This is a genomic window from Stenotrophomonas sp. 220_Sma, from assembly GCF_056487375.1.
In genome coordinates this window covers 1,412,208-1,438,155 of sequence record NZ_CM151348.1, presented here as the reverse complement: position 1 = coordinate 1,438,155, position 25,948 = coordinate 1,412,208, and the positions used below count along the sequence as shown (strand labels likewise).

Here is a 25,948-nt window from a genome sequence, read left to right as displayed (position 1 = left end):
GGACCTTCTGGCAGGGCTACGGGGCCTCTGGCAAAGGGCTTGAGGCAACGACGAGGGGGAGGCGGAGCAGTCCTGCAGCAGGCACCTGCAGCCCGTTCCGTGCGCGCATTCCCCCATCAATGCGATTGATTCTCAAATGCGTTCACTCATTGCCGCAGCGGCGCCGATGTGGTTTGCGCACCGTACAACCCTGCACCGCGCGTAAACTGGCCGGCTAACCCGCCATCAACCGTATGCCGCCGCGGCCGATACCCGTGGTTTGCCGTACGCAGTCAGAGATCGACGTGGAACCACCCCAATTGGACGATGCCAGCCAGCCGCTGGCCGAGGCTTGGCAGCAGTGCCTGCTGCAGGCCGGCCCTGCCGCCACCGCGCTGCTCAAGGCCGCTGCTACCGATGCCCCACCCGCGCTGGCCCAGCGCTTTTACGAAGTACTGCTGCAGGACACCCGTGCGCGCCGTTTCCTGTCCCACGACCAGGTCAAGCAGCGCCTGCAGCCGGCCATGCAGCGCTGGCTGGCGCAGCTGCTGACCACTGATGCCAGCGGCATCGCCAACACCGTGGCCTCGCAGCGGATCATCGGCGACGTGCACGCCCGCGTCGGCATTCCGGTCGACCTGGTTACCCGCGGTGCGCGCGTGCTCAAGCACGAACTGTTCGTGCGCCTGCGCGACGATGCGCCTGACAGCGACACCGCATTCGCCGCCATCGACTGCCTCAGCGCGATCATGGATATCGCCATGGAAGGCATGACCCTGGCCTACACCCACGCGCGCGAGCGCTCCACCCGTGCCGACGCCGCCTACCGGCTGTTCTCGCTGGTACAGAACGTCGGTACCGAACGCGAGCGCCAGCGCGCACTGCTGCTGGACTGGGAAAACGCCCTGCTCTACGCGTTGGCCGGCCACGTGCAGGCCAGCGACAACGCCAGCCTGGCCACCTCGGAGTTCGGCCTGTGGTTCACCCACAAGGGCATCCCCAGCTTCGGCGAAAGCAGCGAAACGCAGCAGGTGGGCCAGTTGATGGCCCGCATTGATGGCCACCTGCAGCGCGCGAGCGGCGATGCTCCGGCGCAGCGACTGGCGGTGCTGCCGGCCATCCGCGAGGACCTGGCCGCCATCCGCACCCTGATGACACTGCTGTTCGAGCGCATCGGCGAACTGGATGCCGGCAGCGACGCGCTGACCAACCTGCTCAACCGTCGCTTCCTGCCCACCGTGCTGCGCCGGGAAATCGAGCTGGCCACACGCAACCGCACACCATTCTCGCTGCTGCTGCTCGACCTGGATCACTTCAAGGCAATCAACGACGGCCACGGCCACGATGCCGGCGACCGCGCGTTGCAGCACGTCGCCGGCCTGCTCGGCCAGCTCACGCGCGGCAGCGACTACCTGTTCCGCTATGGCGGCGAAGAATTCGTGGTGGTACTGGTGGCTGCCAGCGAATCGCAGGCGACCGTGATCGCCGAGAGCCTGCGGCGGCAGATCGCACAGTCGCCGGTGGCACTGGCCAACGGCCAGGTGCTGGCACTGACCGCCAGCATCGGCGTGGCCGGCCACGACGGCCATCCGGACTACGAGCGGCTGATGGCCCGTGCCGACGCGGCAATGTACGAGGCCAAGCGCAGCGGCCGCAACCGCGTGGTGGTGGCCAGTGCGGACCTGCAGGAAGCCCCGGGACGGCGCGCACTGCAGCGATGACGGCAGGACAGGTAGAGTCGACCGCGGGTCGACTATCGCGCGCACCGCGGGGTTTTTCGCACGCAGGGCGAAGAGCAGTCGACTGACAGTCGACTCTACTGACAGCCGGCACTACCGATACGGCCGCCGGCCGCTGCTTTCACCGCCACCACCCGCCACGCTGCCCACCAGAGCAGTGCCAGCAACGCGATGCCCGCCCCCAACAGGCATACCGCCGGCCAGCCATGGCGCGCCTGCATCCAGGGCCCGGCCGCTGCACCGGCACCACTGCCCACCGCATAGAACAGCATGTACAAAGCCACCAGGCGTCCATGCTGTTCAGCCGGCGCGCGCAGCAGCAATGCCTGGTTAGATACGTGCAGTGCCTGCCCACCCAGGTCGAGCACAATCACGCCCAACAGCAGCAACGACAGCGACTGCGGCAGGCCCAGCAAGGGCCACCACGCAACCAGCATCAACAACAGCGCACCGACGCTGACCGGATGCGCGAAACCACGGTCCATCCAGTGCCCTACCCGCGCCGCCAGCAGCGCACCGATCACCCCGGCCAGGCCCAGTGCACCGATGGCGGCGGTCGACCAATGCAGCGGTGGCGCCGAGAGCGGCAAGGGTGCCGCCGCCCAGAACACATTGAGGCCGGCAAACAGCAGCAGTGCCAGCGGCCCACGCTCGCGCAGCGTTCGATCGCGGCGCAGCATGCCCAGCATCGAGCCCAGCAGCTCGCGCCAGCGTGGGGGAACCGACGGCACCGGTACTGCGGGCAGGCGCCGCCACAGCAGCGCCGCCAACCCCGCCATCACCATCGCTGACAACAGGTAGACCATCTGCCAGCCAAAGGCCGCCGCCACCGTACCGGACACCACGCGCGCCAGCAGCAGGCCGATGAACACGCCGCCCTGCACCACACCGACCACGCGACCGCGCTGCTCGGGCGGTGCCAGCATGGCGGTATAGGCGATCAGGCCCTGGGTCAGCGCCGTGCCCAGCAAGCCGGCCAGCAGCATGCCCGACAACAGCCAGCCCGCCGTGCGTGACGCTGCCAGCCACAGCAGCGCCAGCACCAATGCGATCAACTGCAGCCGCAGCAGGCGTCGCCGGTCACCACGGTCCGCCAGCGGCAGCAGGCCAAGCAACGCCAGCACGCTACCGGCCTGGGTAGCAGCCAGCACCGCGCCAGCCACGGCCCGGTCCAGCGCAAAGGCGCGTGCAAGCTGATCCAGCAGCGGCTGCGCGTAATAGACGTTGGCAACGCTGGCACCTGCGGCAACCGCGAGCAGGACCAGCAGCGGGCGGGGAAGCGATATGGCACTCATGATGTGGTTGCAATTTGAAACTTGATGCAGGCTACTGCCATTGGTTTTAAACTGCAACCACATCAGAGAGGTCCACCATGCACGCCGACAGCCCCTGCCCCGTCGCCCGCAGCACCGATCTGCTCGGTGATCGTTGGGCGCTGCTGGTCATCCGTGATGCCTTCGATGGCGTCACCCGTTTCGGTGATTTCCAGCGCAGCCTCGGCGCGGCCCGCAACATCCTCAGCGACCGCCTGCGCCGGCTGGTAGAGGCCGGCGTCCTGCAGCTGCAGCCGGCCTCCGATGGATCGGCCTACCAGGAATACGTGCTCACCGCCGCTGGCCAGGAACTGTTCCCGCTGCTGGTCGCGCTGCGCCAATGGGGTGAACGCCATCGCTTCGAGGCCGGTGAAGCCCATTCACAGCTGATCGAATCGGCGACGCGGCGGCCGCTGCCCTACATGCAGCCGCGCGGGCGCGACGGCCAGCCACTTCAGCCCACCGCCACCCGCGTGCGCAAGCTCAGGGACGGCGGGCGCGACACCTGATCCGCCCATTCGCGCACACCGACGAACACCCGCGCCGGTTAGCATCGGGTCTTTCCGCCACTGGATGCCGCCGATGTCGCGTGATCGCCCTTCCCTGCTGACCGCCCTGCTGTTGCCGCTGCTGGCCTGCGCCACAGCAACCACGCAGGCCCGCGAGGTTGCCGCGCCCGCCGACCACGTGCAGGCCGATGGCCCCTATGTGTTCCGCCAGGGCGACCAGCTGCAGGCCAAGTGGATCTGCGACGACAAGGTCGAGTCGCACACGCTTGCCACGCAGGCCGCAGGTACCGACATCGCCCCGCGCTGCGGCTACGAGCACACGGTGCACGTGGCTGCCCCGAATGCGCCTTCGGTTTCCGTGCTGCCGGCCGTGCCGCGCATCGTTGCGCTGTCCGACATCCATGGCCAGTACGGGTTGCTGGTGCGCCTGCTGCGCGCCCACCAGGTCATCGATGCCCAGGATCGCTGGGCGCTGGGCAAGGACACGCTGGTCATCGCCGGCGATGTGTTCGACCGCGGCCCGCAGGTGACCGAGGCCTTCTGGCTGCTGTATGGCCTGCAGCAGCAGGCGGCCGCCGCCGGCGGCGCGGTGCACTTCGTGCTCGGCAACCACGAAACCATGGTGCTGTACGACGACCTGCGCTACGTCAACCCGAAGTACCTGCGCAGCGCGCAGCTGCTCGGCCGCAGCTACCCGCAGCTGTACGGTGCCGATTCGGTGATCGGGCAGTGGCTGCGCACCCGCCCGGTGCTGCTGAAGATCGGCGACACCCTGTTCCTGCACGGCGGTATTTCGCCCGAGGCAGTGCAGCTGGCGCTGGACCCGGCGCGCACCAATGCGGCCTACCAGGCGTCACTGGGCCTGCCAAAGGCCGAAGTAAAGGCCGACCCGGCCACCGCACCGCTGTATGACGGCAAGACCAGCCCGATCTGGTACCGCGGCTACTTCGATGGCCGCCTCGACACCGCGGGGGTGCAGACCGTACTCGACCGCCTGCAGCTCAAACGCATCGTGGTCGGCCACACCTCGATGCCACACGTCAGCAGCTTCCATGGCGACCGCGTGATCGCCATCGACAGCAGCATCAAGAACGGCGAGAACGGCGAACTGCTGTTCATCGAGGATGGCAGGCTCAGCCGTGGCCTGCTGGACGGCTCGCGGGTGCCGTTGGCGCCGGGTGAGCCGGGCCTGCAGGACTGAATGAAGGGACAGCGCGACGGCACCGGGCGGCGGCGGCGCGCTCCACCTTCACCCGGTTTGCGGCTACCCTCGGCAGCCGAGAGAGGCCCACCCCGTCCATCCGGTGGGCCTGACCGTTACAGGAGCCCCCGCGCATGCGCGTTCTGATTGCTGAAGACGACCCGGATATCGCCTCCGGCCTGTGCGCCTCGCTGCGCCGGCAGGGGCACGTGGTTGACCACGTCGACAACGGCGCGCACGCCGACGCGGCACTGGGCTCGACCCAGTACGCATTGCTGGTGCTGGACCTGGGCCTGCCTCAGCTGGATGGCCGCGATGTGCTGCAGCGCCTGCGTCAGCGCGGCGATGGCCTGGCGGTGCTGGTGGTGACCGCCCGCGACGGCCTGGCCGAGCGCGTGCGCGTGCTCGACCTGGGCGCCGATGACTACCTGGTCAAGCCGTTCGCGCTGGACGAGTTCGAAGCACGCGTGCGTGCGCAGCTGCGGCGGGTCACCAGCAATGGCAACCCGGACCTGCGCATCGGCCGCCTGCGTATCGATCTGGCCGGGCACCGGGTGTGGATCGACGACCAGTCGCTGGAACTGACCGCGCGCGAGTTCGGCCTGCTGTCGGCACTGGCGGTACGCGCCGAGCGCATCGTGTCGCGCGCGCAACTGGTGGAGGCGCTGTGCGACTGGGGCCAGGACCTCACAGACAACGGCCTGGACATCGCCCTGCACCGCCTGCGCCGCAAGCTGCAGCCCGGCGGCATGGGCATCCGCACCGTGCGCGGGCTGGGCTACATGCTGGAAGACGCGCAGGACGACAGCGCCCCGTGATCAGTGGACCACCCAGCCTGCGTCGGCGCCTGCTCGCCTTCCTGGCGTTGCCGATGCTGGGCCTGCTCACGTTCAACACGATCCTGGCCTACTACGTTGCGCTGGACTATTCCAACCGCATCCACGACCGCAACCTGATCGACGACACGCATTCGTTCGCGCAGATGCTGAGCACCATGCCGGTGACCAGCGACCTGTCTCCGCAGGCGCGCTTCCTGATCGAGTACGACCCCGACGGCCATCGCTACTTCAACGTCGACAGCAGCCGCATGGGTACGCTCAGCGGCAATGCAGACTTCAGCCCGTACGCCCCTTCGCAGGACTGCACCGGCGTGCATCCGGCGCTGTACGACGGCAACCTCAATGGCCAGCAGGTGCGCATGGCCACCGTCTGCACGCAGGCGATGAACGATCCGCAGGACCAGCTGGCGGTGACCGTGGCCGAGAGCATGGCCGACCGCCGGCAGCGTGCGCGCGAGATCCTGATGATCATCATCCCGCTGATGACCATGCTGGCGCTGGGTACCGCAGCGCTGGTCTGGTTCGGCGTGACCTATGGCCTGCGCATCCTGACCCCGCTGAGGACCCGCCTGGCCCAGCGCCGCGGCGAACTGGCGCCGATCTCCGATGCCGACGTGCCCGAGGAGATCCAGCCACTGATCAGCACCATCGATGATCTGTTTGCCCGCCAGGCGGAAATGATCACCCTGCAGAACCGTTTCATCGCCGATGCCGCGCACCAGCTGCGTTCGCCGCTGGCGGGCATGGCCCTGCATGTGGACCAGGCACTGGCACATGGCGACCCCGATACAGTGCGCGAGGCGCTGCAGCACATCCGCCGGCTCAACCAGCGCACCGCCCGGGTCAGCACCCAGCTGCTGGCACTGAGCCGGGCGCAGACCGTGCCCGATACCGTGGAGTCACTGGACCTGTGCGAGCTGGTACCGCAGTGGGTCGGCATGCGCGTACCGGAGGCGATCCGCGATGGCATCGATCTGGGCTACCGCGGCAGTCCCCATCCGCTGCGTGTACTCGGCAACGGCGCCATGCTGCAGGAAGCGCTGGACAACCTGATCGACAACGCCCTGCGTTATGCCGGCCGCAATGCAACCGTCACGGTGGGCGTGCACGCGCTGGACGACAATGATGTCGAACTGTATGTGGAAGACAACGGCCCTGGCGTGCCCGACGACGTGATGCCACGGCTGGGCGAGCGCTTCTTCCGGGCGCCGGGCACCGCTGCCAGCGGCACCGGCCTCGGCCTGGCTATCGCGCACGAGGCGGTGGAGCACTTCGGCGGCCGCCTGAGCTTCCTGAACCGCCCAGGTGGCGGACTGAAGGTCGCCATCACGCTGCCGCTGCTGAAGGCGCCCTGACCCGGCCCGGGGCGCTGAAAGGCTGGCGAAAATCGCGCTTGCGATCCTGCCATCCCCACTGCCGTCCCGGAGCCGCCAGGTGACCGAATCGCACGACTTCTTCCTCCCCGGTGGCCCACAGGGCGTGCTGCTGGTCCATGGCCTGACCGGCACCCCGGCGGAAATGCGCATGCTGGGCAAAGGGCTGAACAACGCCGGTTTCACCGTGCACGGTGTGCAGCTGCCCGGCCATTGCGGCAGCGTGGATGACCTGCTGGCGACCACCTGGGAACAGTGGTACCAGGGCGTGGAAGATGCGGCGGCAACCCTGCGCGGCAAGGTCGACCAGCTGTTCGTCGGCGGCCTGTCGATGGGCGCGGTGCTGTCGCTGGCACTGGCTGCACGTCGCCCCGAGTGGGTGTCCGGGGTTGGCGTGTACGGCGCCACCTTCCGCTATGACGGCTGGAACATCCCCGCCGTGGCCCGCTTCTCGTTCCTGCTGCCGTGGTTCAAGCGCTTCAACATCGGCCGCGACCGCATGTTCATGGAAGAACCGCCGTACGGCCTGCGTGACGAGCGCCTGCGTGCGCAGGTCAGCGCCGCCATGCTGTCCGGCGACAGCGCCGCCGCCGGCCTGCCGGGCAACCCCTGGCACGCCCTGGCCGAAATGCGCGCCCTGAGCAACTGGACCCGCCGCCACCTGCACCAGGTCACCGCGCCGTGCCTGGTGATGCACGCCCGCGAGGACGACGTGGCCAGCATGGGCAACGCCGAGCTGGTGATGTCGCGGGTCAGCGGCCCGAAGGAACTGGTGGTGCTGGAAGACAGTTACCACATGATCACCATCGACCGCGAACGCCGCGATGTGATCCGCCGCAGCGCGCGCTTCTTCACCGAAATCGGTGAACGCACTGGCGTGCTCAAGGCGGTGGCCTGACATGGGGGCACTTGCCACGCTGCTGTGGCTGGCCAATGTCGTGCTCGATACCGGTGGCCAGCTCGCCTTCAAGGCCGCCGCCAGCGACCCGCAGGAGGGCGAAGGACTGCAGCGCTGGAAACACATGCTCAGCCGTCCCTGGCTGTGGATCGGCATCGCCTGCTACGTGCTTGAGTTCGTCGCCTGGATCGCGTTCCTGTCGCTGGTGCCGCTGTCCAAGGGCGTGCTGCTGGGCTCGATCAACATCGTCGCGCTGATGATCGCCGGCCGTTTCCTGTTCCGCGAGAGACTCACGCCGCTGCGGGTGACCGGCATGCTGCTGGTCACCGCCGGCGTAGCCGTGGTGGGGGCCGGCTCATGAGGCGCCTGTATGTGATCGGCTTCCCGCTGCTGATGGCTTTCGACACGCTGGCCCAGCTGTGCTTCAAGTACGCCGGTGACGCCGCGTTGCCGGTCGAGGCCAACACCGCCTGGCTGCTGCGCATGCTGTCGCAGCCGTGGGTTTACGGCGCCATCCTCGGCTACGTGGGTGCATTCTTCACCTGGATGAGCCTGCTGCGCCATGCGCCGATCGGTCCCGCCTTTGCTGCCTCGCACCTGGAAGTGATCAGCGTGCTGCTGCTGTCGGCGTGGCTGTTGAACGAGCCGCTGACCCTCCACCATCTGCTCGGTGCGGTACTGATCGTGGCCGGCATCGTCTGCCTCGGCCGCGCCGAGGCGGACGACCCGCACAGCCCTGCCGAAAGCACCCCGTGAGCGCGCTGCGATGAGCCTGTTCGCGCGCGAACTGCCACCAACCGCCGGCCTGCCGATGCAGGCCAGCGATTTCCTTCCCGGTGGCGGCGACCTGCGTGACATCCTGGCCAGCCAGCTCGGCACACCGCCGCTGCAGCTGACCTGTTCCGGCACGCACGCGCTGCTGATCGCCCTGCGCACGCTGCGCAAGCGTGCGCCAAAGCGCGACACCGTGATCATGCCGGCCTATACCTGCCCGCTGGTGCCGATCGCGGTGCACAGCCTGGGCCTGCGCGTGCAGTTGTGCGATACCCGGCGCGGTCATTTCGACTTCGACCCCGGCCAGCTCAAGCGGCTGGCCGATGCGCGCACGCTGGCGATCCTGCCCACCCACCTGGGCGGGCGCATTGCCGATGTCGAGCTGGCCTGCGAAGTCGCCCGCAACGCCGGCACCTGGGTGATCGAAGATGCCGCGCAGGCACTCGGCGCACGGGTCGGCAACAGCAGTGTCGGCATGCGCGGCGATATCGGATTCTTCAGCCTGGCCGCCGGCAAGGGCCTGAGCCTGCATGAAGGCGGCCTGCTGGTCAGCCGCGATGACGAACTGCGTGCTGCGCTGGCCGAACATGCCGTCCAGCACGTTCGCTCCAGCCTGCGCTGGGAGCTGCTGCGGAGCGTGCAGTTGCTGGGCCTTGCTGCCTGCTATCGCCCTTCGCTGCTGTCACTGGTGTATGGCAATCCACTGCGCAATGCGCTTCAGCGTGGCGATCTGGAAGATGCGGTCGGTGACATTTTCCCGCTGGATATCCCGCAGCACCGGGTCAGCCAGTGGCGGCAGAACATCGGCGCGCATGCCGCGCGGCGCTTGCCGGCATTCCTTCAGGCCGGTCGGCTGCGTGCGTTGCAGCTGCGGGTGCAGCTGGCACAGCTGCCTGCCGTTGAGGTGGTCGATGGGCTGGCCGGTAGCGGTGGCACCTGGCCACTGTTGATGCTGCTGCTGCCCAGCCAACGCGCCCGCGATGCAGTACTGAAGGACTTGTGGCCACGCGGGCTTGGCGCCAGCCGCATGTTCATCCATGCCCTGCCCGGCTATGCCTACCTGCGCGGCATCGTGCCGCAGGACGACATGCCCAACGCACGCGACTTCGCCGCACGCATGCTGACCCTCGGCAACAGCGCCTGGCAGACCCGTGAAGAGACCGCCGAAATACTGCGGGCACTGGCCCGCGCGTGACCCCAGGACGCACGGATGGAGTGCGCCCCACGCATTCATCCATGCACCTTCCTGAACGCTTTCCGCGCCCTGCAATGCAGGCTTTCAACAGGAAAGGAACGAGAAAGGCTGCCTGCCTACATTGAGCCTGGCCCGGCATCGCGCCGGACGTTCCTTTCATCGACGGACCTGCCCATGCACTGGAGCATCCTGTGTGACTTCGACGGCACCATCAGCCTCGAAGATGTCATCGACTCGCTGCTGGAGAAATACGGCCAGCCGGGCTGGCAGGAACTGGAAGACCAGTGGAAAGCGGGAAAGATCGGCTCGCGCGAATGCATGCAGGGCCAGGTCAGGCTGCTGAAGCTGGACCCGGCCACGCTCGACGCCCACCTGGACCAGGTGCAGATCGATCCGGGCTTTGCCGCCTTTGTCAGCCGTGCCGAACAGCTGGGCGTGCCGCTGCGCATCGTCAGCGACGGCCTGGACCATGCGATCCACCGCATCCTCGCCAACCACGGCCTGTCGCGACTGCCGGTGGTGGCCAACCACCTGCGCTGGTGCGATGACCACTGGGAACTGGAATCGCCCTACCAGGCCGAAGGCTGCCGCAGCGGCACCTGCAAGTGCACCTGCGCTGCGCAGGCGCGCGCCAACGAAGCACCGCGTGTGCTGATGATCGGCGATGGCAGTTCGGATTTCTGCGTCTCCGAAGATGTCGACTTCGTGTTCGCCAAGCGTCGCCTGATCACCCATTGCACCCATGCCGACATCGAGCATGCCGCCATCGATACCTTCCACGATGCAATCGCACTGCTGCCGCGCTTGCTCGATGGCAGCCTGCTGCAGCCACGTCGTATCGACGCCAGCCCGCAGCCCGCCGTACTGCCCCTGCTGCTGGCCACCGCCTGAGCACTCCCTTCCAAGCACGCCCCCGCTACCTCTTTCGAACGTCCTTCACGGAACCGAACTGCATGAACATTTTTGACAAGAACGCCGACGCCGCTGCCTCCGACGCGCAGCTGCTGGCCGACGAAGCCCGTTACAGCTCCTTCGGCGATACCGTCCACTACGTCGACCCGCCGAAGATCTTCCAGCGCGGCGAAGGCAGCTACATGTTCGACGGTGCGGGCGTGCCCTACCTCGACCTGCAGATGTGGTACTCGGCCTGCAACTTCGGCTACAGCAACAAGCGCCTGAACGACGCGCTGAAGGACCAGATCGACACCCTGCCGCAGGTCGCCAGCCAGTACCTGCACCCGACCCGCGTGCAGCTGGCCAAGACCATTGCCGTGGACATGCACGAGAAGTTCGGCCTCGACGGCCGCGTGCACTTCAACGTCGGCGGCGCGCAGGCCATTGAAGACTCGCTGAAGATCGTGCGCAACGCGCGCGGCGGCAAGAGCCTGATGTTTGCCTTCGAAGGCGGCTACCACGGCCGTACCCTGGGTGCGTCGTCGATCACCTCCAGCTACCGCTACCGCCGCCGCTACGGCCACTTCGGCGAGCGCGCGATGTTCATTCCGTTCCCGTACCCCTTCCGTCGCCCGAAGGGCATGACCCCGGACGAGTACTCCGACCACTGCGTGTGGCAGTTCGAGCGCCTGTTCGAAAGCGAGTACAACGGCGTGTGGGATCCCAAGGTCGGCCGGGCCGAGTACGCCGCGTTCTATGTCGAGCCGATCCAGGGCACCGGCGGCTACGTCATCCCGCCGCGCAACTTCTTCACCGGCCTCAAGCGCGTGCTGGACAAGTACGGCATCCTGATGGTGGTCGATGAAATCCAGATGGGCTTCTGGCGCACCGGCAAGCTGTGGTCGATCGAGCACTTCGGCGTGACCCCGGACGTGCTGGTGTTCGGCAAGGCGCTGACCAACGGCCTGAACCCGCTGTCGGGCCTGTGGGCGCGCGAAGAGCTGATCAACCCGACCGTGTTCCCGCCGGGCTCCACCCACTCCACCTTCAACTCCAACCCGCTGGGCACCCGCCTGGGCCTGGAAGTGCTGAAGCTGGGCAAGGAAATGGATTACGAGCGCACCGTGCCGGAAAAGGGCGCGTACTTCCTCGATGGCCTGCGTGGCCTGCAGAAGCGCCACCCGGAAATCGGCGACGTCGACGGCCTGGGCCTGGCCCTGCGCGCGGAAATCTGCCAGACCGACGGCTACACGCCGAACAAGGAACTGCTGGACCGCATGGTCGACATCGGCCTGGCCGGTGACCTGCTGCACGACGGCAAGCGCATGGGCCTCGTGCTCGACGTGGGTGGCTGGTACAAGAACGTGATCACCTTCGCGCCGTCGCTGGACATCAGCTACGAAGAGATCGACCTGGCGATCACCCTGCTTGACCAGGCGCTGACCAAGGCCAAGGGCTGAGGTCCGATGCGCTGCCGGTTCCCGTGCCGATGGAAATGACGTCACGCGCATCCAGCACCGCGCTGGAACCGGCCGCGCTGCTGGAGGGCTTCCTGGCCCACCCGCCGCTCGGGTTCGAGGCAGGCCGCCTTCCCAGCGGCCTGCCGACCTTCCGTGCGCCGCTGGACCTGACCACCACGATGGATGACGACCTGCGCGGCAAGCTGCTTGGCCTGCCACTGTCGCGCCTGTGGCGGCCATGGATCACCTGGAAGACCCGCTTCGTCGGCGCCACCAGCACCGAGTACACCCCGCTGCCCGCGCACGTCGCACCAGAGGCATTGGCCGAGGACGTGACGCGTCACGCGATCGGCGATACGCGCCTTCTGGTGGTCAAGGACCTGGCGATCGATTCGCCGCTGCTGGACGACGCCGCCAACGCACACAGCGGTGCCTTCCTGCAGGCATTGCTGGCACGCGGCTTCGTCGAACTGGAAGGCATGCCGCTGGCCTGGGTGGCGATCGATTTCGATTCGATCGATGGCTATCTCGGCCGCCTGTCGTCTTCGCGCCGCAAGAACATCCGGCGCAAGCTACGCTCGCGCGACGACCTGCAGATCGACTGCATCGCCACCGGCGATCCGGCCCTGGCCGACCCGCAGCTCCAGGCCGAACTGTATGCCTTGTACCTGGGCGTGTACGCGCAGAGCGCGGTGCATTTCGACCAGCTCGACCTGCCCTACTTCCAGCATCTTCTGGCCGACAGCCAGGGCCAGGGACGGATGTTCCTGTACCGCCACCAGGGCCAGCTGATCGGCTGGAACCTGTGTTACGTGCATGCGGGCAAGCTGGTGGACAAGTACATCGGCCTGGCCTACCCGCAGTCGCGCGAGCACAACCTGTACGCGGTCAGCTGGATGCACAACCTCGAATACGCGCTGCAGCACGGCCTGAGCCACTACGTGGCCGGCTGGACCGACTCGCGGATCAAGGCCGAACTGGGCGCCCGCTTCACCTCCACCCGGCACGCGATCCACGCCCGTTCCCCGCTGCTGCGCGCCGCCCTGCGCAGGCTGGCCCCGTACCTGCAGGGCGAACCGGACGGAGGTGGCTGAGCGATGCCGTTGCGTTCCCCGCTGATCCTGGACCTGGACGGTGGCGTGCTGCCGCTACCAGAGGCGCAGACCCTGGCCCTGCCGCAATGGCACGATCCACTGCGCTTCGCCTGCAGCAATACCACCCTGGAGCGTTTCGCCACTGAAGTGCTGGCGCCGTTGCCGGCCCAGCTCGGCACGGTAATGCTCGGCAGTGGCGACTTCCACCACCTCAGCCTGCCGCTGCTGCAGCGCATGCGCACGCAGGCGCCGTTCCAGCTGGTGGTGCTGGACAACCATCCGGACAACATGCGCTTCCCGTTCGGCATGCACTGCGGGTCGTGGGTGAACGCCGCCAGCAAGCTGCCGCAGATCTCGCACATCCACGTGCTCGGCATCACCTCCAGCGACATCGGCCTCGGCCATGCCTGGGAGAACCACTGGCGCCCGCTGATGAGCGGCCGGCTGACGTACTGGTGCATGGACGTGGACGTGGGCTGGGGGCATCGTCTCGGCATGGGCCACGCCTTCCGCCGGTTCGAGCACCCGGAGGCACTGGTCGCCGCGTTCGCCGCCGAGCAGGCCAAGTCGCCGCAACCGACCTACCTGTCGATCGACAAGGATGTGTTCGCCGAGGACGTCGCCCGCAGCAACTGGGACCAGGGCCGCTTCCAGCTGGAACACGCACTGGTGGTGATCGAAGCGCTGCGCGCCGGCGGCCTGGTCGGCAGTGACATCACCGGCGAAGTGTCGCTGGCCAACTACCAGAGCCGCTTCAAGCGCTGGCTGTCGTCGCTGGATGGCCAGCCTGACGTCAGCGCCGAGGATCTACCTGTGTGGCAGGCGCGGCACCAGCAGGTGAACCGCGAACTGCTGGCGGCGATGGCTGCGGTGCCGACCGCCTGCTGACCGCGTCGGTCATGCCGGCCGTTGGCCGGCGTGGCTTCGGTAGAGCCGGCCGCTGGCCGGCAATGCCAACCAAGGTTGGCAACTACCAGACCCAGGCAGCGTCGGTCGTGCCGGCCGCTGGCCGGCAACCTCATTGTTCCCGGGCTCACGGGGATGCCGGCCAGCGGCCGGCACTACACTGGACGCCTGCCCCAGGAGCCCTCGCCATGGCCCAGACCGTCATCCCCCAGCTGCGCATGCGCCACGCCGACTCCACCCTGCCGTTCTACGTGCAGGGACTAGGCTTCGTGGTTGACTGGGAACACCGCTTCGAACCCGGCTTCCCGCTGTTCGCCCAGCTCACCCGCGATGGCCAGACGATCTTCCTCACCGAACACAGCGGCGACTGCGAGGTCGGCGGCGCGGTGTACTTCATCGTAGAGGACGTCGACGCCCTGCACCGCGCCTTCAGCGCCGCAGGCGTCCCCATCGAACAGCCGCCGCATGACACCGAATGGGGCAGCCGCGAGATGCTGCTGGTCGACCCCGACGGCAACCGCCTGCGCTTCGCCACCGACGCGAGCTGAACCGGGCGGCCTTGAGCCGGATATACGAAACATATACGCTTCGTATACCCCCTCCTTCAGGACCGCCCATGGGCATCGTCAACATCGATGACACCCTGCACGACCAGCTGCGCCGTGCCTGTACCGTCTCCAGCCGCTCGATCAACGCCCAGGCCAACTTCTGGATCCGGGTCGGCATGCTGTGCGAGCTGAACCCCACGCTGAGCTTCCAGGACATCGTCGCCAGCGAGCTGCGCGCCGCCGGCGTGCAGCCCCCGTTGCTGCCGCCGGGACAGGTCTGAGCCGATGGGCATCATCAAGCGCCCCGACGAGATCGCGCTGATGGCCGAATCCGGCCGCCTGCTGGCGGAGGTGTTCGCCGCACTCGACCAGCTGCCGCTGCAGGGCCGAAGCACCATGGAGATCAACGATTTCGTCGAACGCATGATCGTTGATGAGCTGCAGGCGAGGCCGGCCAGCAAGGGCCAGTACGGCTTCCCGTACGTGCTCAACACCTCGATCGACAACGTTGTCTGCCACGGCGTACCCAGCACCACCGACGTGCTGCGCAACGGCCAGATCGTCAACCTCGACATCACCCTGGAGAAGAACGGCTACATCGCCGACTCCAGCACCACCTACCGGGTCGGTGAGGTCGACTACGCCGCGCGCAGGCTGGTGCAGACCACCTACCAGGCGATGTGGAAAGGCATTGCCGCCGTGCGTCCTGGTGCGCGCCTGGGCGACATCGGCCACGCCATCGCCCGCCACGCGCGCAGCCACGGCTACAGCGTGGTGAAGGAATACTGTGGCCACGGCATCGGCCAGGAGATGCACGAGGAACCGCAGATCCTGCACTACGGCCATCCCAACACCGGCATGGTGCTGGAAGAAGGCATGGTGTTCACCATCGAACCGATGCTCAACCAGGGCAAGCCGGCCATCCGCCAGCAGCCGGACGAATGGCCGGTGTACACCCGCGACGGCAAGCTGTCGGCGCAGTTCGAGCATACGGTGGCGGTCACCCGCACCGGCGTGCGGGTACTGACCCTGCGCCCCGGCGAGACGCCGTTGTGCGCGGTGGATGCCGCCTAGAGTGGCCGTTGCTGCATCCCGGCACCCTCGTGCACGGCGCGCTTCCGTGCCGTCAGCGGTTCGCGTACCCGCTGTGCCACATAGCCGACGCTGGCTGCGAGAATGAAGGTGTAACCAAGGAGTTCGGTGGTCTCCTCGATGGTGTTCTTGAACACGCGGATGTACTGGTCACCCAGCAGTCCGGTCCACAACGACGTCATGCCGATCAGACGCGAATAGAACAGCAGCAGAACCAGGCCGATCGTCATCACGGTACCCGGCCGGGATACGAGAAAACGCACCAGCGCCGGCATGGCCCGGCGCCAGTCGCGGCTGGCCCAGGCCAGTGAACCGATGATCAGCACGGCCACCGGGTACTTCCAGAAGCCGTGTGCGATCAGGTCCAGCGCCTCATCCATTTCACGCAGGAGCATGCAGGCGAACAGCGCGGCCGCCAGAACGGCAAAGGCCCGATCATCGGCACGTCGCAATGCAAGCCGGACGAAGGCAGCCACGCTGGCGACCAGGAAGCCTTCCTGGGTCAGTTCGACCAGCGACCACTCGCCGACTGCATTGCCCAGCCAATGGATGTCGAGCCAGGCCAACGCAGGCGGAAGCGCCATCATCAGGCCGAACAGGAAGGTGCGCCCCAGGTGGGACAGGAGCAGCTGTAGATTGTCTTTCATGCAACACCGATGCCGCGCCGTGGCGGTCGTACAACGAGAACACAGGCGACCGGGGGGCTGCCGAACGACGGCATGCGCGGCGGGGTCGCGACCAGGCGCGCATTATCCGCGCTGTATCCGGCCACGTGAACCGTACCGGTGGAACACATACGCAACACCGGCGTACGTCACGCACTCATGGCGATAAAGGACGCAGCAGCAACAACGTCGCCAGGCAGAACATGAAGATCGCCACGCCTGCATCCAGCACACGCCAGGCGCCCGGCCTGCGGAACACCGGCTGCAACAGGCGCGCGCCATAGCCCAGCGTGCAGAACCAGACCACACTGGCAATGCAGGCACCGGCGGCGAAGGCCCAGCGCAGATCGCCCGGGTAGCGCGTGGACAGGCTGCCCAGCAGCACCACGGTATCCAGATAGACGTGCGGGTTGAGCAGGGTGAAGGCCAGGCAGGTCAGCAGTACCTGCCGTCCGCTGCCGCCCTGCGCCTCGGCGGCGGCCAGCGCACTGCCACCGCGCCATGCGCGCAGCCCCGCCTGCAGGCCATACCAGAGCAGGAAGCCCGCACCACCGAAGCGCAGCACCTGCAGCAGCAGCGGCCACTGCAGCACCAGCGCGCCCATGCCGCCGACGCCGGCCAGGATCAGCACGATGTCCGCGCCGGCACAGGCCAGCACCACCCTGCCTACATGGCGCTGCTGCAGGCCCTGGCGCAGCACGAAGGCGTTCTGCGCACCGATGGCGATGATCAGGCCGGCACCTGCGAACAGGCCGGCGGCGGTAGCGGCGATCCACATCAGGACAGGCCAGGCAGCGAGGGGACGCGCAGGGTGCGGCCGCTGACCCTGTTTAGACAATCTGATTTTTCTTTATCCTGTGCAGGAAAACTGAAGAGGCACCGGCATGGATCTGGTACATCCGCAACTGGCCGCGTTTGCTGCGGTGCTGGAAGAAGGCAGCTTCGACGCCGCGGCACGCCGCCTGTCGATCAGCCCGTCGGCCCTGTCGCAACGGATCAAGGCGCTGGAGGACAGGCTCGGCCAGGTACTGGTGGTACGTCAGGCACCGTGCCGGCCCACCGCCGCAGGCGAAGCGCTGCTGCGCCGGGTCCGGCCGATGCAGGCGCTGGAGGCCGAGGCATTGGCCGAACTGCTGCCCGAACGCGGCAGCGATGCCGCGCGCACGCCGATCCCGTTGGCGGTCAACGATGACTCGCTCGATACCTGGTTCGTACCGGCCATCGCCGAACTGCACCAGCGCCATGGCTACCTGTTCGACCTGCGCATGGATGACCAGGACCATACCCTGCAGTTGCTGCGCGATGGCAGCGTGCTCGGCGCGGTCACTGCCGAAAGCCAACCGGTGAAGGGCTGCAACGTGCATCCGCTCGGCGCCATGCGTTACCACGCCATCGCCTCGCCCGGCTTCGCCCGCCAGTACTTCCGCGACGGCATGCAGGCCACGGCCCTGGCGCGCGCACCGATGCTGGTGTTCAACCGCAAGGATGAACTGCAGTGGCGCTTCGTGCGGCGCCTGACCCGCGCGCGACTGCAGCCGCCGCTACACTACCTGCCCTCCTCCACCGGTTTCGTCGAAGCCGCCGCGTGCGGACTCGGCTGGGGCATGGCCCCGGAAACCCTGGTCGCGCCCGCCGTGCGCGCCGGCCGCGTGGTGGTACTGGAACCCCGCCGCTGGCTCGATGTGCCGCTGTACTGGCAGCATGCTGCCGTGCGTTCAAGCACGCTGCAGCACATCACCCAGGCGCTGCGCACTGCAGCCAGCGGCACCCTTCGTTGAGGACAATCCAATGACCGCAGACCCGGGCTTCACGCCGCGCGCACTACCGTTTGCGCACTTCTTCACCATTGGGACGGCATGGGCGTGATCGGCCGACGTACAAGGATGCACGGCGCGAAGGCCGCGCTGGCGCTGGCAGCCTGCCTGCCCCTGGCTGTGCCGGCGCAGAGCCTCACCGATGCACCCGCATTGGACTGGGAACAGGCACGCCAGCGCCTGGAGCAGGTCTCCGATGCACTGGCCGCCGCTGATGCAGCGGTGCGCAACAAGCAGGACCTGCAGGACGCCACCCGCCTGCTGCGCCTGCCGGAGATCACCGGCGAAGTGCGCCGGCTGCAGTTCCAGAAGACCCTCACCCTGCCACTGGGTTCGCTGGCACCTGTCGCCGAGGCCTATGGCATCGACTCACCGCTGTCATTCACCGAACGCGACTGGCGTACCCGGCCCGTGGTTACCGCGGTGCTGCCGTTGTACACCGGCGGCGTGATTCCGGCCGCGCAACGTGCCGCCAGCGCTGCCCACGAGCAGGCCAGCGCCGAGCGCGAGGCTCAGCGTCAATCGCTGACCGTGCAGCTGGCCCAGGCCTATTTCGGCCAGCGCCTGGCCGAGCAGGCAGTGGATGTGCGGCGCGACGTACGCGATGGCCTGAACCGCCACCTGTCCGACGCAGAGAAGCTGGAACGCGAGGGCTTCGCCACCCGCGCCCAGCGCCTGCAGGCCACCGTGGCCCGCGACAAGGCCGAGCGCGAATACCAGAAGACGGTGAACGACCTGGCCACGCTGAAGGCCGCGCTGGCCACGCTGCTGCGCAGTGGTGGCGAGGTGCAGCCGGTGTCGCCGCTGTTCGTGCAGCGCGTGCCGCTGGAACCGGTGGCCAGCTTCGAGCGCACGGCGCAGGCGCGCCAGCCGCAGATCGCACGCCTGCGGGCGATGGTGGCGCAGGCCGAACAGGGCGTGCGCGTGCAGCAGGCCAAGCTGAAACCGCAGATCTTTGCCTTCGGCCAGTACGACTTCCGCCGCCGTGACGAGATGTTGACCGATCCGGACTGGGCATTCGGCATCGGCCTGAAGTACACCTTCCTGTCGCCGAACTCGCGGCCGGCGCAGATCAGCGCCGCGCGTGCGCAGCAGGACCAGGCCGAAGCGGGCCTGCGCGAGGCCGAGAACCAGGTCGCACTGGGCGTGCGCAAGGCCTGGAACGAGCTGGAAACCGCGCGCCAGCAGTACGTGCTGCTCGACAGCAGCATCGCCCAGGCACAGGAAAACCTGCGCCTGCAGGAGCTGGCGTTCCGCGAAGGCCAGGCCACCTCGCTGGATGTGATCGACGCGCGGCTCGGCCTCGGCGGCGCCCGTGTCGAGCGCGCACAGGCCGCCTACCAATACGATATTGCGCTGGCACAGTTGCTGGAGGTCAGTGGGCAGATGGACCGTTTCGAAGAGTTCCGGCGGCGTGCGGACGAGGTGATCGACCATGAGTGATGTGCTGCACGACGATGCAACGACGCCCCCGGCCAAGCGCCGCCTGGGCCCGATCCTGATAGTGGTGCTGCTGGTCGTGGTGGTGCTCGGCCTGTGGCTGGCCTGGCGCAGCCCGGCCGACCAGATCCAGGGCATGGCCGATGCCGACACCATCAACGTGGCCGCCAAGATCACCGCGCGCGTGGCCGAACTGAAGGTGCGCGAGGGCGACCGCGTGCAGCCCGGGCAGGTGCTGTTCCTGCTCGACAGCCCCGAAGTGGCCGCCAAGGAACAGCAGGCGCACGGCGCATTGGCCGCCGCACAGGCGGTGGCCGACAAGGCCGACGAAGGTGCGCGCAGCGAGGACATCCGCGCCGCCGAAGCCAACTGGAAGCGGGCTGAAGCCGGTGCGACGCTGGCTGAAGCCACCTACCAGCGCGTGCAGAACCTGTTCAACGAAGGGGTGATGACCCGGCAGAAGCGCGATGAAGCGCATGCCCAGGCCACCAGCTCGCGCGAACTGGCGCGTGCCGCCCGCGCGCAGTACGACATGGCCTTGGCCGGCGCACGCGAGCAGGACAAGCGTGCCGCGCAGGGCCAGGTGCAACAGGCACAGGGCGCGGTGGCCGAAGTCAACGCCGCGCGCGTCGAAGTGGAAGGGCGCGCGCCGGTGGCCGGCGAGATCAACAAGCGTATGGCCGACCCGGGCGAACTGGTGCCAGCGGGCTATCCGGTGTTCACCCTGGTCGACATCGACCGCATGTGGGTGGCGATGAACCTGCGCGAATCGCAGATGCAGGGCCTGAAGGTCGGCAGCAAGCTGCAGGGCAGCGTGCCGGCGCTTGGCCAGGACGGCGAGTTCGAGGTTTATTTCATCAATCCGGCCGGTGACTATGCGACCTGGCGGACCACCCGCCAGTCGTCCGGCTACGACGTCCGCAGCTTCGAGGTGCGGGTGCGCCCGGTACGCCGCATCGAGGGCTTCCGCCCCGGCATGAGCGTGCTGTTCGCATGGCCCCAGCACTGAGCCCCGACAGCAGCGGCTTCGCCGCCAGCTGGCGGCGCGAGCTGCGGTCGCTGCGCGGCAACCGCGCCGACCTGCTGCTGGTCACCCTGCTGCCGCTGCTGATGCTGGCCGTGATGGCGTGGATGTTCACGCCCTCGGTGATGCGCGACATCCCGATCGCCGTGGTCGACCTCGACCACAGCAGCGACAGCCGCCTGCTGCTGCGCATGCTCGATGCCAGCCCCGGCGTGCGCATCGCCAGCCAGCCTGCGGACATGCAAGATGCACGTTCGCAGCTGCGTCGGCTGGATGTATTCGCCATCGTACTGGTGCCGCGCGATGTCACCCGGCAGGCGTTGCGTGGACGCCAGGGCACGGTGTTCGCCTACTACAACGCCACCTACATGACCACCGGCCAGTCCGCGGCGCGCGATATCGGCGACGCGGTCTCGGCCTGGAACGCACGCCTGCTGCGCGAGCGCATCGGCCTACAGGCCGGCCCGGGCAAGCTGCGTGCGGCACCGATCGCGGTGCAGTCGGACATCCTGTACAACCCGGCGCGCAGCTACGAGCTGTTCCTGCTGCCGCTGATCTTCCCGGCGGTGTTGTCGCTGGTGCTGGCACTTGCGGTGGCCGGCAGCCTCGGCCGCGAGATCCGCGACGGCAGCCTGCCCGCCTGGCTCGGCCGCACACCGTGGCCGGCGATTGCCGGCAAGATCGCGCCGTACGTCCTGCTGTTCTCGCTGTATGGCGCGCTCGGCATCGGTTACCTGGCCTGGCTGCGCGGCGACGGTGTGGCCGGCAGCGTGCTCCTGCTGCTGCTCGCACAACCCCTGTTCTACCTGGCTACTGCCGCCTACGCGTTGTTCTTCGTCGGCGTCACCCGCGACATGGGTACCGCGCTGTCCGCGGTCGGCCTCAGCATCGGTACTGCACTGGCATTTTCCAGCGCCACCTTCCCGGTGCTGGACGGGCCGTTATTCACCCGCGTCTGGCATCAGCTGCTGCCGCTCAGCGCCTATATCAAGCTGCAGACCCAGCAACAGTTCATCGGTTCGCCGCTGCAGGTTTCGGTATGGCCGATGGCCACGTTGCTGCTGATGTCAGTGGTGGCTGGCGGCATCGGTGGGCTGCGCCTGATCGCCTTCGCGCGTACGCCCGAAGCCGCGCAACCGGCGGGGGCCGACGCATGAGCGCACTGTGGCGCAGCCTGCGGCAGACCCTGATGGCGGTACTGTGCGACCGCTATGCGATCGTAGTGATGGTCGGCGCGGTGATCCTGTACTCGTTCTTCTACCCGGCCGCGTATCGCCACCAGGTGGCCGGCAACCTGCCGGTACTGGTGGTGGATGAAGACCACAGTGCCACCAGCCGCGAGCTGCTGCGAAAGCTCGACGCGTTGCGGGTCGCACGCGTGGTCGGGCAACCGGCGGACATCGACAGCGCGCGCCAGCAGCTGGAAGCCGGTCATGCCGAAGGCATCGTGCTGATCCCGGCCAACCTGGAGCGCGACATCCTGCGCGGCCATCCGGCCAAGCTGGTGCTGCTCGGCAACGGTGCCTACCTGGGCCGTGCCAGCTGGGTGCTGGGCAGCGTGGCCGATGCACTGGGTGCCTTCGGTCGTGACGCCGTGGTCGGCCAGGCCGCCTTCATGGGCGCGCCGCAGGCACCACCGGTGACCCTGGTGCAGCGCCCGCTGTACAACACCCAGGAAGGCTATGGCAGCGCCATCGTGCCGGGCGTGGCCGAGCTGATCGTGCACCAGACCCTGCTGATGGGCATCGGCGTCCTGCTCGGCGGCCGTCGTCTCGCGCTCGGCCGCCGCCTGCGCTTCGACCTGCCGACGTTGGCCGGCATGGCACTGGGCTTCGGCCTGATCGGCCTGTTCGGCCTGTTCTATTACGCCGGCTTCACCGCTTGGGTGCAGGACTATCCGCGCGGCGGCAACCCATTGGGCCAGCTGCTGGGCGGCACCTTGTTCATCGCCGCCACCGTGGCCTTCGGCCTGTTCGTCGGCAGCTTCTTCCGCACCCGCGAACGCGCCTTCCAGTACATCATCGCCACCTCGATCCCGCTGTTCTTCCTGGCCAACCTGTCGTGGCCGGCGGTGATGACGCCACCACCGCTGGTCTGGCTGGCGCAGCTTCTGCCGACCACCTCGGGCATCAACCTGATGGTGCGCCTGAACCAGATGGACGCCCGCCTGGCCGAAGTCAGCCACGAACTGATCACCCTCACCGTCCTGCTGCTGCTCTACGGCAGCCTCGCCAGCTGGCGCCTCCTCGCAAAAAAGGGGACGGAGGGGATTAAGTCGTAAACGGCAGATTGGGGGATTACGACTTAATCCCCTCCGTCCCCTTTTTCCGTAACGTTCGAGTACTGCGGCGTGGAAGGGGAAGCGGGGTCTGGCTGCGATCGATCAGCGGTAGACGCGTTCGCAGCGGCGTTCCACCACGCGGTCGCCGTTCTTCTGCTGGCTGTTGCCCTGGATCTGGCGACCGGCTGCACCACCTGCAACGGCGCCTGCCACGGTGGCCAGCTTCTTGCCGTTGCCGCCACCTACCTGGTTGCCGAGCAGGCCACCGATCACGGCGCCGGTAGCGGTACCCGTGATGCGGTTCGGATCGCGCGAGTTGCGCTGCACTTCCACGTTCTTGCAGACCACGCGGCTGCCGTCGTTGAACTTGCGTCCCTCATCGCGCGGGCCATAGGTCTGCGCGCCGGCCACCGACGAAGCTGCCAGCAGGGTGCCCAGCACAAGCAATCGGGTCGAGGTCTTCATGGCCATCTCCTGAGTTCCGGTATGGCGCCAGTGTCCTCCCGCGGTTGGCAACCGGAAGTGAAATGCGCGTGTCCGCCACTTCATCGGCCATGGCACGTTCAGGAAGAAAATCCGCGCCCATCGCGACCAGCCGTCGCGATGGGCGCCGTCTCCCTGCCGGCGTGCTGCCTTGCTAGAACTCTTCCCAGCCACCCGCATTGGCAGCCAGCGTCGGCTCGATCCGCGGCGACAGCACCGCGGGCCGGCGTACCGGCGCAACCGATGCCGCCACGGCTGCCAGCGCCGGGCGCACCGCGGCAGCAGCGGTCACCGCCCCCGTGCGGAACACCGAAACCGCCTCGGCCAGCAGGTTGGCCTGCTCCTCCATCGAGCGCGCTGCAGCACTGGCTTCTTCGACCAGCGCCGCATTCTGCTGCGTGGTCTCGTCCATCTGCACCACCGCCTGGTTGACCTGCTCGATACCCGAACTCTGTTCCTGCGAAGCGGCGGAGATGTCGGCCATGATGTCAGTCACGCGCTGCACCGAGGCCACGATCTCGCCCATCGTGGTGCCCGCCTGGCGGACCAGCGCCGAGCCATCGGCGACCTTGCCGACCGAATCCTCGATCAGCCCCTTGATCTCCTTGGCCGCACCCGCCGAGCGCTGCGCCAGCGTACGCACTTCGCTGGCCACCACTGCAAAGCCCCTGCCCTGTTCCCCGGCACGCGCAGCTTCGACCGCCGCGTTCAGCGCGAGGATATTGGTCTGGAAGGCGATGCCATCGATGACCGAGATGATTTCGGCGATCTTCTTCGACGATGCCTCGATGGCCGACATCGTGGTGACCACCTGGCCCACCACTTCACCGCCCTGCGAGGCGACACCATGCGCGCCGATGGCCAATTGGTTGGCCTGCCGTGCATGCTCGGCATTCTGCTTCACGGTGGAGGTCAGTTCCTCCATCGATGCTGCCGTTTCTTCCAGGTTCGCCGCCTGCTGTTCGGTACGCCGCGACAGGTCGGTGTTGCCCGAAGCGATTTCACCTGCGGCCAGATTGATGCTGGAGGCGCTGGCCTGGATGCGACCGACGATCTGCTTGAGCTGGTCGACCGTGGCGTTGCAGTCATCACGCATGCGCGCGAACACCCCATGGAAGTCGCCCTGCATGCGCACGGTCAGGTCGCCGCGCGAGATCGCCTGCAGCAGGGTCGACACCTGCACCAGGTTCTCGTCGGTGGTCTGCATCAGGCGATTGAGCCCGGCCACCATGTCGCGGAAATCGTAGGCGAAGCGGTCTTCATCGCCGCGCAGGCTGAAGTCACCGGCCGCTGCAGCGGTTGCCAACCGGCGGATCTCGCTGTTGATCGCCGACAGGCTGGACTTGGTTTCGTCCATCGCCTGGGTGATCGCCGCCTTCTCGCCCGGCAGCGGGTCCATGTCCACCGACAGATCGCCGCGTGCGTAGTGTTTCATCACCTCGATCAGCCGGTTCTGTACCTGCACGTGCGATCCAACCAGCGCATTGGTCTCATGCACCATGCGCCCGTAGTCACCGGGGAACGCGCTCTCGTCCATGCGGTAGCTGAGGCTGCCGGCATCGTGCTGGCGGGCCAGCTCCCCCTGTGCCGCCATCACCGACTGCAGCTGTGCCTGCATGCGCTGCATCGACTTCAGCAGCTGGGTCACCTCGTCGTTGCCGGTGGCGTCGATGCTGCTGTCCAGGCGGCCACTGGCGATGCCGTCGGCCAGCTTCACCGCTCCTTCCAGCGGGCGGGTCAGGCTGCGGGTGATCGCCCAGGCCGCCAACGTCCCCAGCAACAGGCTCAGTGCCCCGAACGCGATCGACAGCGTGCCGGTCCACGATTCGGTTGCGCGGTACTCTTCGCGGCTGCGTTCGGTCAGTGCTTCCTGGTGGCGCAGCAGGGCCGAAATGGATTCATTCCAGGCCGTTGCCAATCCGTGCTCGGCCAGCAGCTCCTTCGCTGCACCATCGAAATCCCCCGCCTTCATGCGCTCATGCAATTGCTGGGTTGATGCATCGGTGGCCTTGCGGGCCGCCTCGATGCGCGCGACCAGGGTATCGCCGGTAGCGTCACGCGGAATCTTGATGTACTTGGCCCAGATACCGTCATAGGTCCGCGACAACTCCTGGGCACGCTGGTAATCCTTGTCGAACTCGTCACCCCGCTTGATCACCATCAGGCGACGATGCATCAGCACCGCGTTGTTGGTATCAAGCATGTCATTCAACAGGCGCATCTTCACCATGTTGACGTCCACCACTTTCTCGAACTGGGCGGATTTCAGCTGATTCCCATACAGCACCAGGCCGACGATGGCCATGATGAACAGCAGCAGCAGACCGAAGCCGGCGCCAAGCCGGGATCCCACACGGAGATTACGTAAGGCAAGCATCTCAATTCCCTTGATCGTGGCCGTACGTTCGATGGCGGCGCAGCGGAGGG

The 25,948-nt window shown here is 67.4% G+C and carries 26 protein-coding genes; 21 read left to right on the top strand and 5 right to left on the bottom strand.

Going from position 1 to position 25,948, the window contains the following annotated elements; all coding sequences use genetic code 11:
• Positions 1-284 precede the first annotated feature (284 nt).
• A complete protein-coding gene (locus ACZLIB_RS06835; RefSeq protein WP_049399641.1) occupies positions 285-1,700 on the top strand; it encodes a GGDEF domain-containing protein in 1,416 nt (471 codons plus the stop codon).
• A 95-nt stretch (positions 1,701-1,795) separates the two neighbouring features.
• Here ACZLIB_RS06835 and ACZLIB_RS06830 read toward each other — a convergent pair whose 3' ends face one another.
• Positions 1,796-3,013: an MFS transporter gene (locus tag ACZLIB_RS06830; RefSeq protein ID WP_049399610.1), complete on the bottom strand. Its 1,218-nt coding sequence runs from the start codon at positions 3,011-3,013 to the stop codon at positions 1,796-1,798.
• Positions 3,014-3,090: 77 nt separating this feature from the next.
• Here ACZLIB_RS06830 and ACZLIB_RS06825 point away from each other — a divergent pair, with 77 nt between their 5' ends.
• From ACZLIB_RS06825 to map, 15 genes are all read left to right on the top strand, one after another.
• Complete coding sequence (locus ACZLIB_RS06825) at positions 3,091-3,540, top strand: winged helix-turn-helix transcriptional regulator (RefSeq protein WP_478469461.1); 450 nt, start codon at positions 3,091-3,093, stop codon at positions 3,538-3,540.
• A gap of 73 nt (positions 3,541-3,613) precedes the next feature.
• The gene (locus tag ACZLIB_RS06820) at positions 3,614-4,741 is read left to right on the top strand and encodes a metallophosphoesterase (protein WP_329810591.1); all 1,128 of its coding nucleotides are present in this window, start codon (positions 3,614-3,616) and stop codon (positions 4,739-4,741) included.
• Positions 4,742-4,875: 134 nt separating this feature from the next.
• On the top strand, positions 4,876-5,559 hold the full coding sequence (locus tag ACZLIB_RS06815) for a response regulator (protein WP_014646433.1): 684 nt from the start codon (positions 4,876-4,878) through the stop codon (positions 5,557-5,559).
• Positions 5,556-6,935, top strand: coding sequence for a sensor histidine kinase (locus tag ACZLIB_RS06810; protein ID WP_478469459.1), 1,380 nt, complete (start codon positions 5,556-5,558; stop codon positions 6,933-6,935). Before ACZLIB_RS06815 ends, ACZLIB_RS06810 begins: the two co-directional genes overlap by 4 nt.
• 79 nt (positions 6,936-7,014) lie before the next feature.
• Complete coding sequence (locus tag ACZLIB_RS06805) at positions 7,015-7,851, top strand: alpha/beta hydrolase (RefSeq protein ID WP_010483180.1); 837 nt, start codon at positions 7,015-7,017, stop codon at positions 7,849-7,851.
• Between the two features lies 1 nt (position 7,852).
• Positions 7,853-8,212 (top strand): EamA family transporter, encoded by a 360-nt coding sequence (locus ACZLIB_RS06800; RefSeq protein WP_478469458.1) that lies wholly within the window; start codon positions 7,853-7,855, stop codon positions 8,210-8,212.
• Complete coding sequence (locus tag ACZLIB_RS06795) at positions 8,209-8,607, top strand: DMT family transporter (RefSeq protein WP_478469457.1); 399 nt, start codon at positions 8,209-8,211, stop codon at positions 8,605-8,607. The genes ACZLIB_RS06800 and ACZLIB_RS06795 overlap by 4 nt, the downstream gene beginning before the upstream one ends.
• A gap of 10 nt (positions 8,608-8,617) precedes the next feature.
• Entirely contained in the window at positions 8,618-9,820 is a 1,203-nt protein-coding gene (locus ACZLIB_RS06790; protein WP_032127527.1) for a DegT/DnrJ/EryC1/StrS family aminotransferase, read from the top strand.
• Between the two features lie 174 nt (positions 9,821-9,994).
• Positions 9,995-10,711: an MtnX-like HAD-IB family phosphatase gene (locus ACZLIB_RS06785; RefSeq protein WP_478469455.1), complete on the top strand. Its 717-nt coding sequence runs from the start codon at positions 9,995-9,997 to the stop codon at positions 10,709-10,711.
• Between the two features lie 62 nt (positions 10,712-10,773).
• The gene (locus ACZLIB_RS06780; protein ID WP_478469453.1) at positions 10,774-12,174 is read left to right on the top strand and encodes an aspartate aminotransferase family protein; all 1,401 of its coding nucleotides are present in this window, start codon (positions 10,774-10,776) and stop codon (positions 12,172-12,174) included.
• A gap of 29 nt (positions 12,175-12,203) precedes the next feature.
• Entirely contained in the window at positions 12,204-13,268 is a 1,065-nt protein-coding gene (locus ACZLIB_RS06775) for a GNAT family N-acetyltransferase (protein ID WP_478469452.1), read from the top strand.
• Positions 13,269-13,271: 3 nt separating this feature from the next.
• Positions 13,272-14,156 (top strand): arginase family protein, encoded by an 885-nt coding sequence (locus ACZLIB_RS06770; protein ID WP_478469451.1) that lies wholly within the window; start codon positions 13,272-13,274, stop codon positions 14,154-14,156.
• Between the two features lie 206 nt (positions 14,157-14,362).
• The gene (locus ACZLIB_RS06765; RefSeq protein WP_049462370.1) at positions 14,363-14,722 is read left to right on the top strand and encodes a bleomycin resistance protein; all 360 of its coding nucleotides are present in this window, start codon (positions 14,363-14,365) and stop codon (positions 14,720-14,722) included.
• Between the two features lie 68 nt (positions 14,723-14,790).
• Positions 14,791-15,003, top strand: a complete 213-nt coding sequence (locus ACZLIB_RS06760; protein ID WP_005412680.1) for a ParD-like family protein — start codon at positions 14,791-14,793, stop codon at positions 15,001-15,003.
• A 10-nt stretch (positions 15,004-15,013) separates the two neighbouring features.
• Positions 15,014-15,796, top strand: a complete 783-nt coding sequence (gene map, locus ACZLIB_RS06755; protein WP_180837980.1) for a type I methionyl aminopeptidase — start codon at positions 15,014-15,016, stop codon at positions 15,794-15,796.
• Here map and ACZLIB_RS06750 read toward each other — a convergent pair.
• Together ACZLIB_RS06750 and ACZLIB_RS06745 are read right to left on the bottom strand one after the other, a co-directional pair.
• Positions 15,793-16,461, bottom strand: coding sequence for a hypothetical protein (locus ACZLIB_RS06750; protein WP_032127534.1), 669 nt, complete (start codon positions 16,459-16,461; stop codon positions 15,793-15,795). The genes map and ACZLIB_RS06750 overlap by 4 nt on opposite strands.
• Before the next feature lie 175 nt (positions 16,462-16,636).
• Positions 16,637-17,257 carry a LysE/ArgO family amino acid transporter gene (locus ACZLIB_RS06745; protein ID WP_032127535.1) on the bottom strand — a complete coding sequence of 207 codons (621 nt, stop codon included), beginning with the start codon at positions 17,255-17,257 and terminating at the stop codon, positions 16,637-16,639.
• A gap of 106 nt (positions 17,258-17,363) precedes the next feature.
• Here ACZLIB_RS06745 and ACZLIB_RS06740 point away from each other — a divergent pair, with 106 nt between their 5' ends.
• From ACZLIB_RS06740 to ACZLIB_RS06720, 5 genes are all read left to right on the top strand, one after another.
• A complete protein-coding gene (locus ACZLIB_RS06740) occupies positions 17,364-18,257 on the top strand; it encodes a LysR family transcriptional regulator ArgP (protein WP_164079487.1) in 894 nt (297 codons plus the stop codon).
• A 78-nt stretch (positions 18,258-18,335) separates the two neighbouring features.
• A complete protein-coding gene (locus ACZLIB_RS06735; protein ID WP_189720740.1) occupies positions 18,336-19,736 on the top strand; it encodes a TolC family protein in 1,401 nt (466 codons plus the stop codon).
• Positions 19,729-20,742 (top strand): HlyD family secretion protein, encoded by a 1,014-nt coding sequence (locus ACZLIB_RS06730; RefSeq protein ID WP_032127538.1) that lies wholly within the window; start codon positions 19,729-19,731, stop codon positions 20,740-20,742. The genes ACZLIB_RS06735 and ACZLIB_RS06730 overlap by 8 nt, the downstream gene beginning before the upstream one ends.
• Positions 20,727-21,914, top strand: coding sequence for an ABC transporter permease (locus ACZLIB_RS06725; protein ID WP_478469449.1), 1,188 nt, complete (start codon positions 20,727-20,729; stop codon positions 21,912-21,914). The genes ACZLIB_RS06730 and ACZLIB_RS06725 overlap by 16 nt, the downstream gene beginning before the upstream one ends.
• A complete protein-coding gene (locus tag ACZLIB_RS06720) occupies positions 21,911-23,038 on the top strand; it encodes an ABC transporter permease (protein WP_478469448.1) in 1,128 nt (375 codons plus the stop codon). The genes ACZLIB_RS06725 and ACZLIB_RS06720 overlap by 4 nt, the downstream gene beginning before the upstream one ends.
• 102 nt (positions 23,039-23,140) lie before the next feature.
• Here the strand turns inward: ACZLIB_RS06720 and ACZLIB_RS06715 are convergent, their stop codons facing one another.
• Positions 23,141-23,509 (bottom strand): glycine zipper 2TM domain-containing protein, encoded by a 369-nt coding sequence (locus ACZLIB_RS06715; protein ID WP_032127541.1) that lies wholly within the window; start codon positions 23,507-23,509, stop codon positions 23,141-23,143.
• Positions 23,510-23,675: 166 nt separating this feature from the next.
• On the bottom strand, positions 23,676-25,898 hold the full coding sequence (locus ACZLIB_RS06710) for a methyl-accepting chemotaxis protein (RefSeq protein ID WP_478469447.1): 2,223 nt from the start codon (positions 25,896-25,898) through the stop codon (positions 23,676-23,678).
• Positions 25,899-25,948: the final 50 nt, after the last annotated feature.

Coding starts and splice junctions, on each gene's coding strand:
- ACZLIB_RS06830 (WP_049399610.1), bottom strand. CDS start 3,013: ATGAGTGCCATATCGCTTCCCCGCCCGCTGCTGGTCCTGCTCGCGGTT.
- ACZLIB_RS06825 (WP_478469461.1), top strand. CDS start 3,091: ATGCACGCCGACAGCCCCTGCCCCGTCGCCCGCAGCACCGATCTGCTC.
- ACZLIB_RS06820 (WP_329810591.1), top strand. CDS start 3,614: ATGTCGCGTGATCGCCCTTCCCTGCTGACCGCCCTGCTGTTGCCGCTG.
- ACZLIB_RS06815 (WP_014646433.1), top strand. CDS start 4,876: ATGCGCGTTCTGATTGCTGAAGACGACCCGGATATCGCCTCCGGCCTG.
- ACZLIB_RS06800 (WP_478469458.1), top strand. CDS start 7,853: ATGGGGGCACTTGCCACGCTGCTGTGGCTGGCCAATGTCGTGCTCGAT.
- ACZLIB_RS06795 (WP_478469457.1), top strand. CDS start 8,209: ATGAGGCGCCTGTATGTGATCGGCTTCCCGCTGCTGATGGCTTTCGAC.
- ACZLIB_RS06790 (WP_032127527.1), top strand. CDS start 8,618: ATGAGCCTGTTCGCGCGCGAACTGCCACCAACCGCCGGCCTGCCGATG.
- ACZLIB_RS06785 (WP_478469455.1), top strand. CDS start 9,995: ATGCACTGGAGCATCCTGTGTGACTTCGACGGCACCATCAGCCTCGAA.
- ACZLIB_RS06780 (WP_478469453.1), top strand. CDS start 10,774: ATGAACATTTTTGACAAGAACGCCGACGCCGCTGCCTCCGACGCGCAG.
- ACZLIB_RS06775 (WP_478469452.1), top strand. CDS start 12,204: ATGGAAATGACGTCACGCGCATCCAGCACCGCGCTGGAACCGGCCGCG.
- ACZLIB_RS06770 (WP_478469451.1), top strand. CDS start 13,272: ATGCCGTTGCGTTCCCCGCTGATCCTGGACCTGGACGGTGGCGTGCTG.
- ACZLIB_RS06765 (WP_049462370.1), top strand. CDS start 14,363: ATGGCCCAGACCGTCATCCCCCAGCTGCGCATGCGCCACGCCGACTCC.
- ACZLIB_RS06760 (WP_005412680.1), top strand. CDS start 14,791: ATGGGCATCGTCAACATCGATGACACCCTGCACGACCAGCTGCGCCGT.
- ACZLIB_RS06750 (WP_032127534.1), bottom strand. CDS start 16,461: ATGAAAGACAATCTACAGCTGCTCCTGTCCCACCTGGGGCGCACCTTC.
- ACZLIB_RS06745 (WP_032127535.1), bottom strand. CDS start 17,257: ATGTGGATCGCCGCTACCGCCGCCGGCCTGTTCGCAGGTGCCGGCCTG.
- ACZLIB_RS06740 (WP_164079487.1), top strand. CDS start 17,364: ATGGATCTGGTACATCCGCAACTGGCCGCGTTTGCTGCGGTGCTGGAA.
- ACZLIB_RS06735 (WP_189720740.1), top strand. CDS start 18,336: ATGGGCGTGATCGGCCGACGTACAAGGATGCACGGCGCGAAGGCCGCG.
- ACZLIB_RS06730 (WP_032127538.1), top strand. CDS start 19,729: ATGAGTGATGTGCTGCACGACGATGCAACGACGCCCCCGGCCAAGCGC.
- ACZLIB_RS06725 (WP_478469449.1), top strand. CDS start 20,727: ATGGCCCCAGCACTGAGCCCCGACAGCAGCGGCTTCGCCGCCAGCTGG.
- ACZLIB_RS06720 (WP_478469448.1), top strand. CDS start 21,911: ATGAGCGCACTGTGGCGCAGCCTGCGGCAGACCCTGATGGCGGTACTG.
- ACZLIB_RS06715 (WP_032127541.1), bottom strand. CDS start 23,509: ATGGCCATGAAGACCTCGACCCGATTGCTTGTGCTGGGCACCCTGCTG.
- ACZLIB_RS06710 (WP_478469447.1), bottom strand. CDS start 25,898: ATGCTTGCCTTACGTAATCTCCGTGTGGGATCCCGGCTTGGCGCCGGC.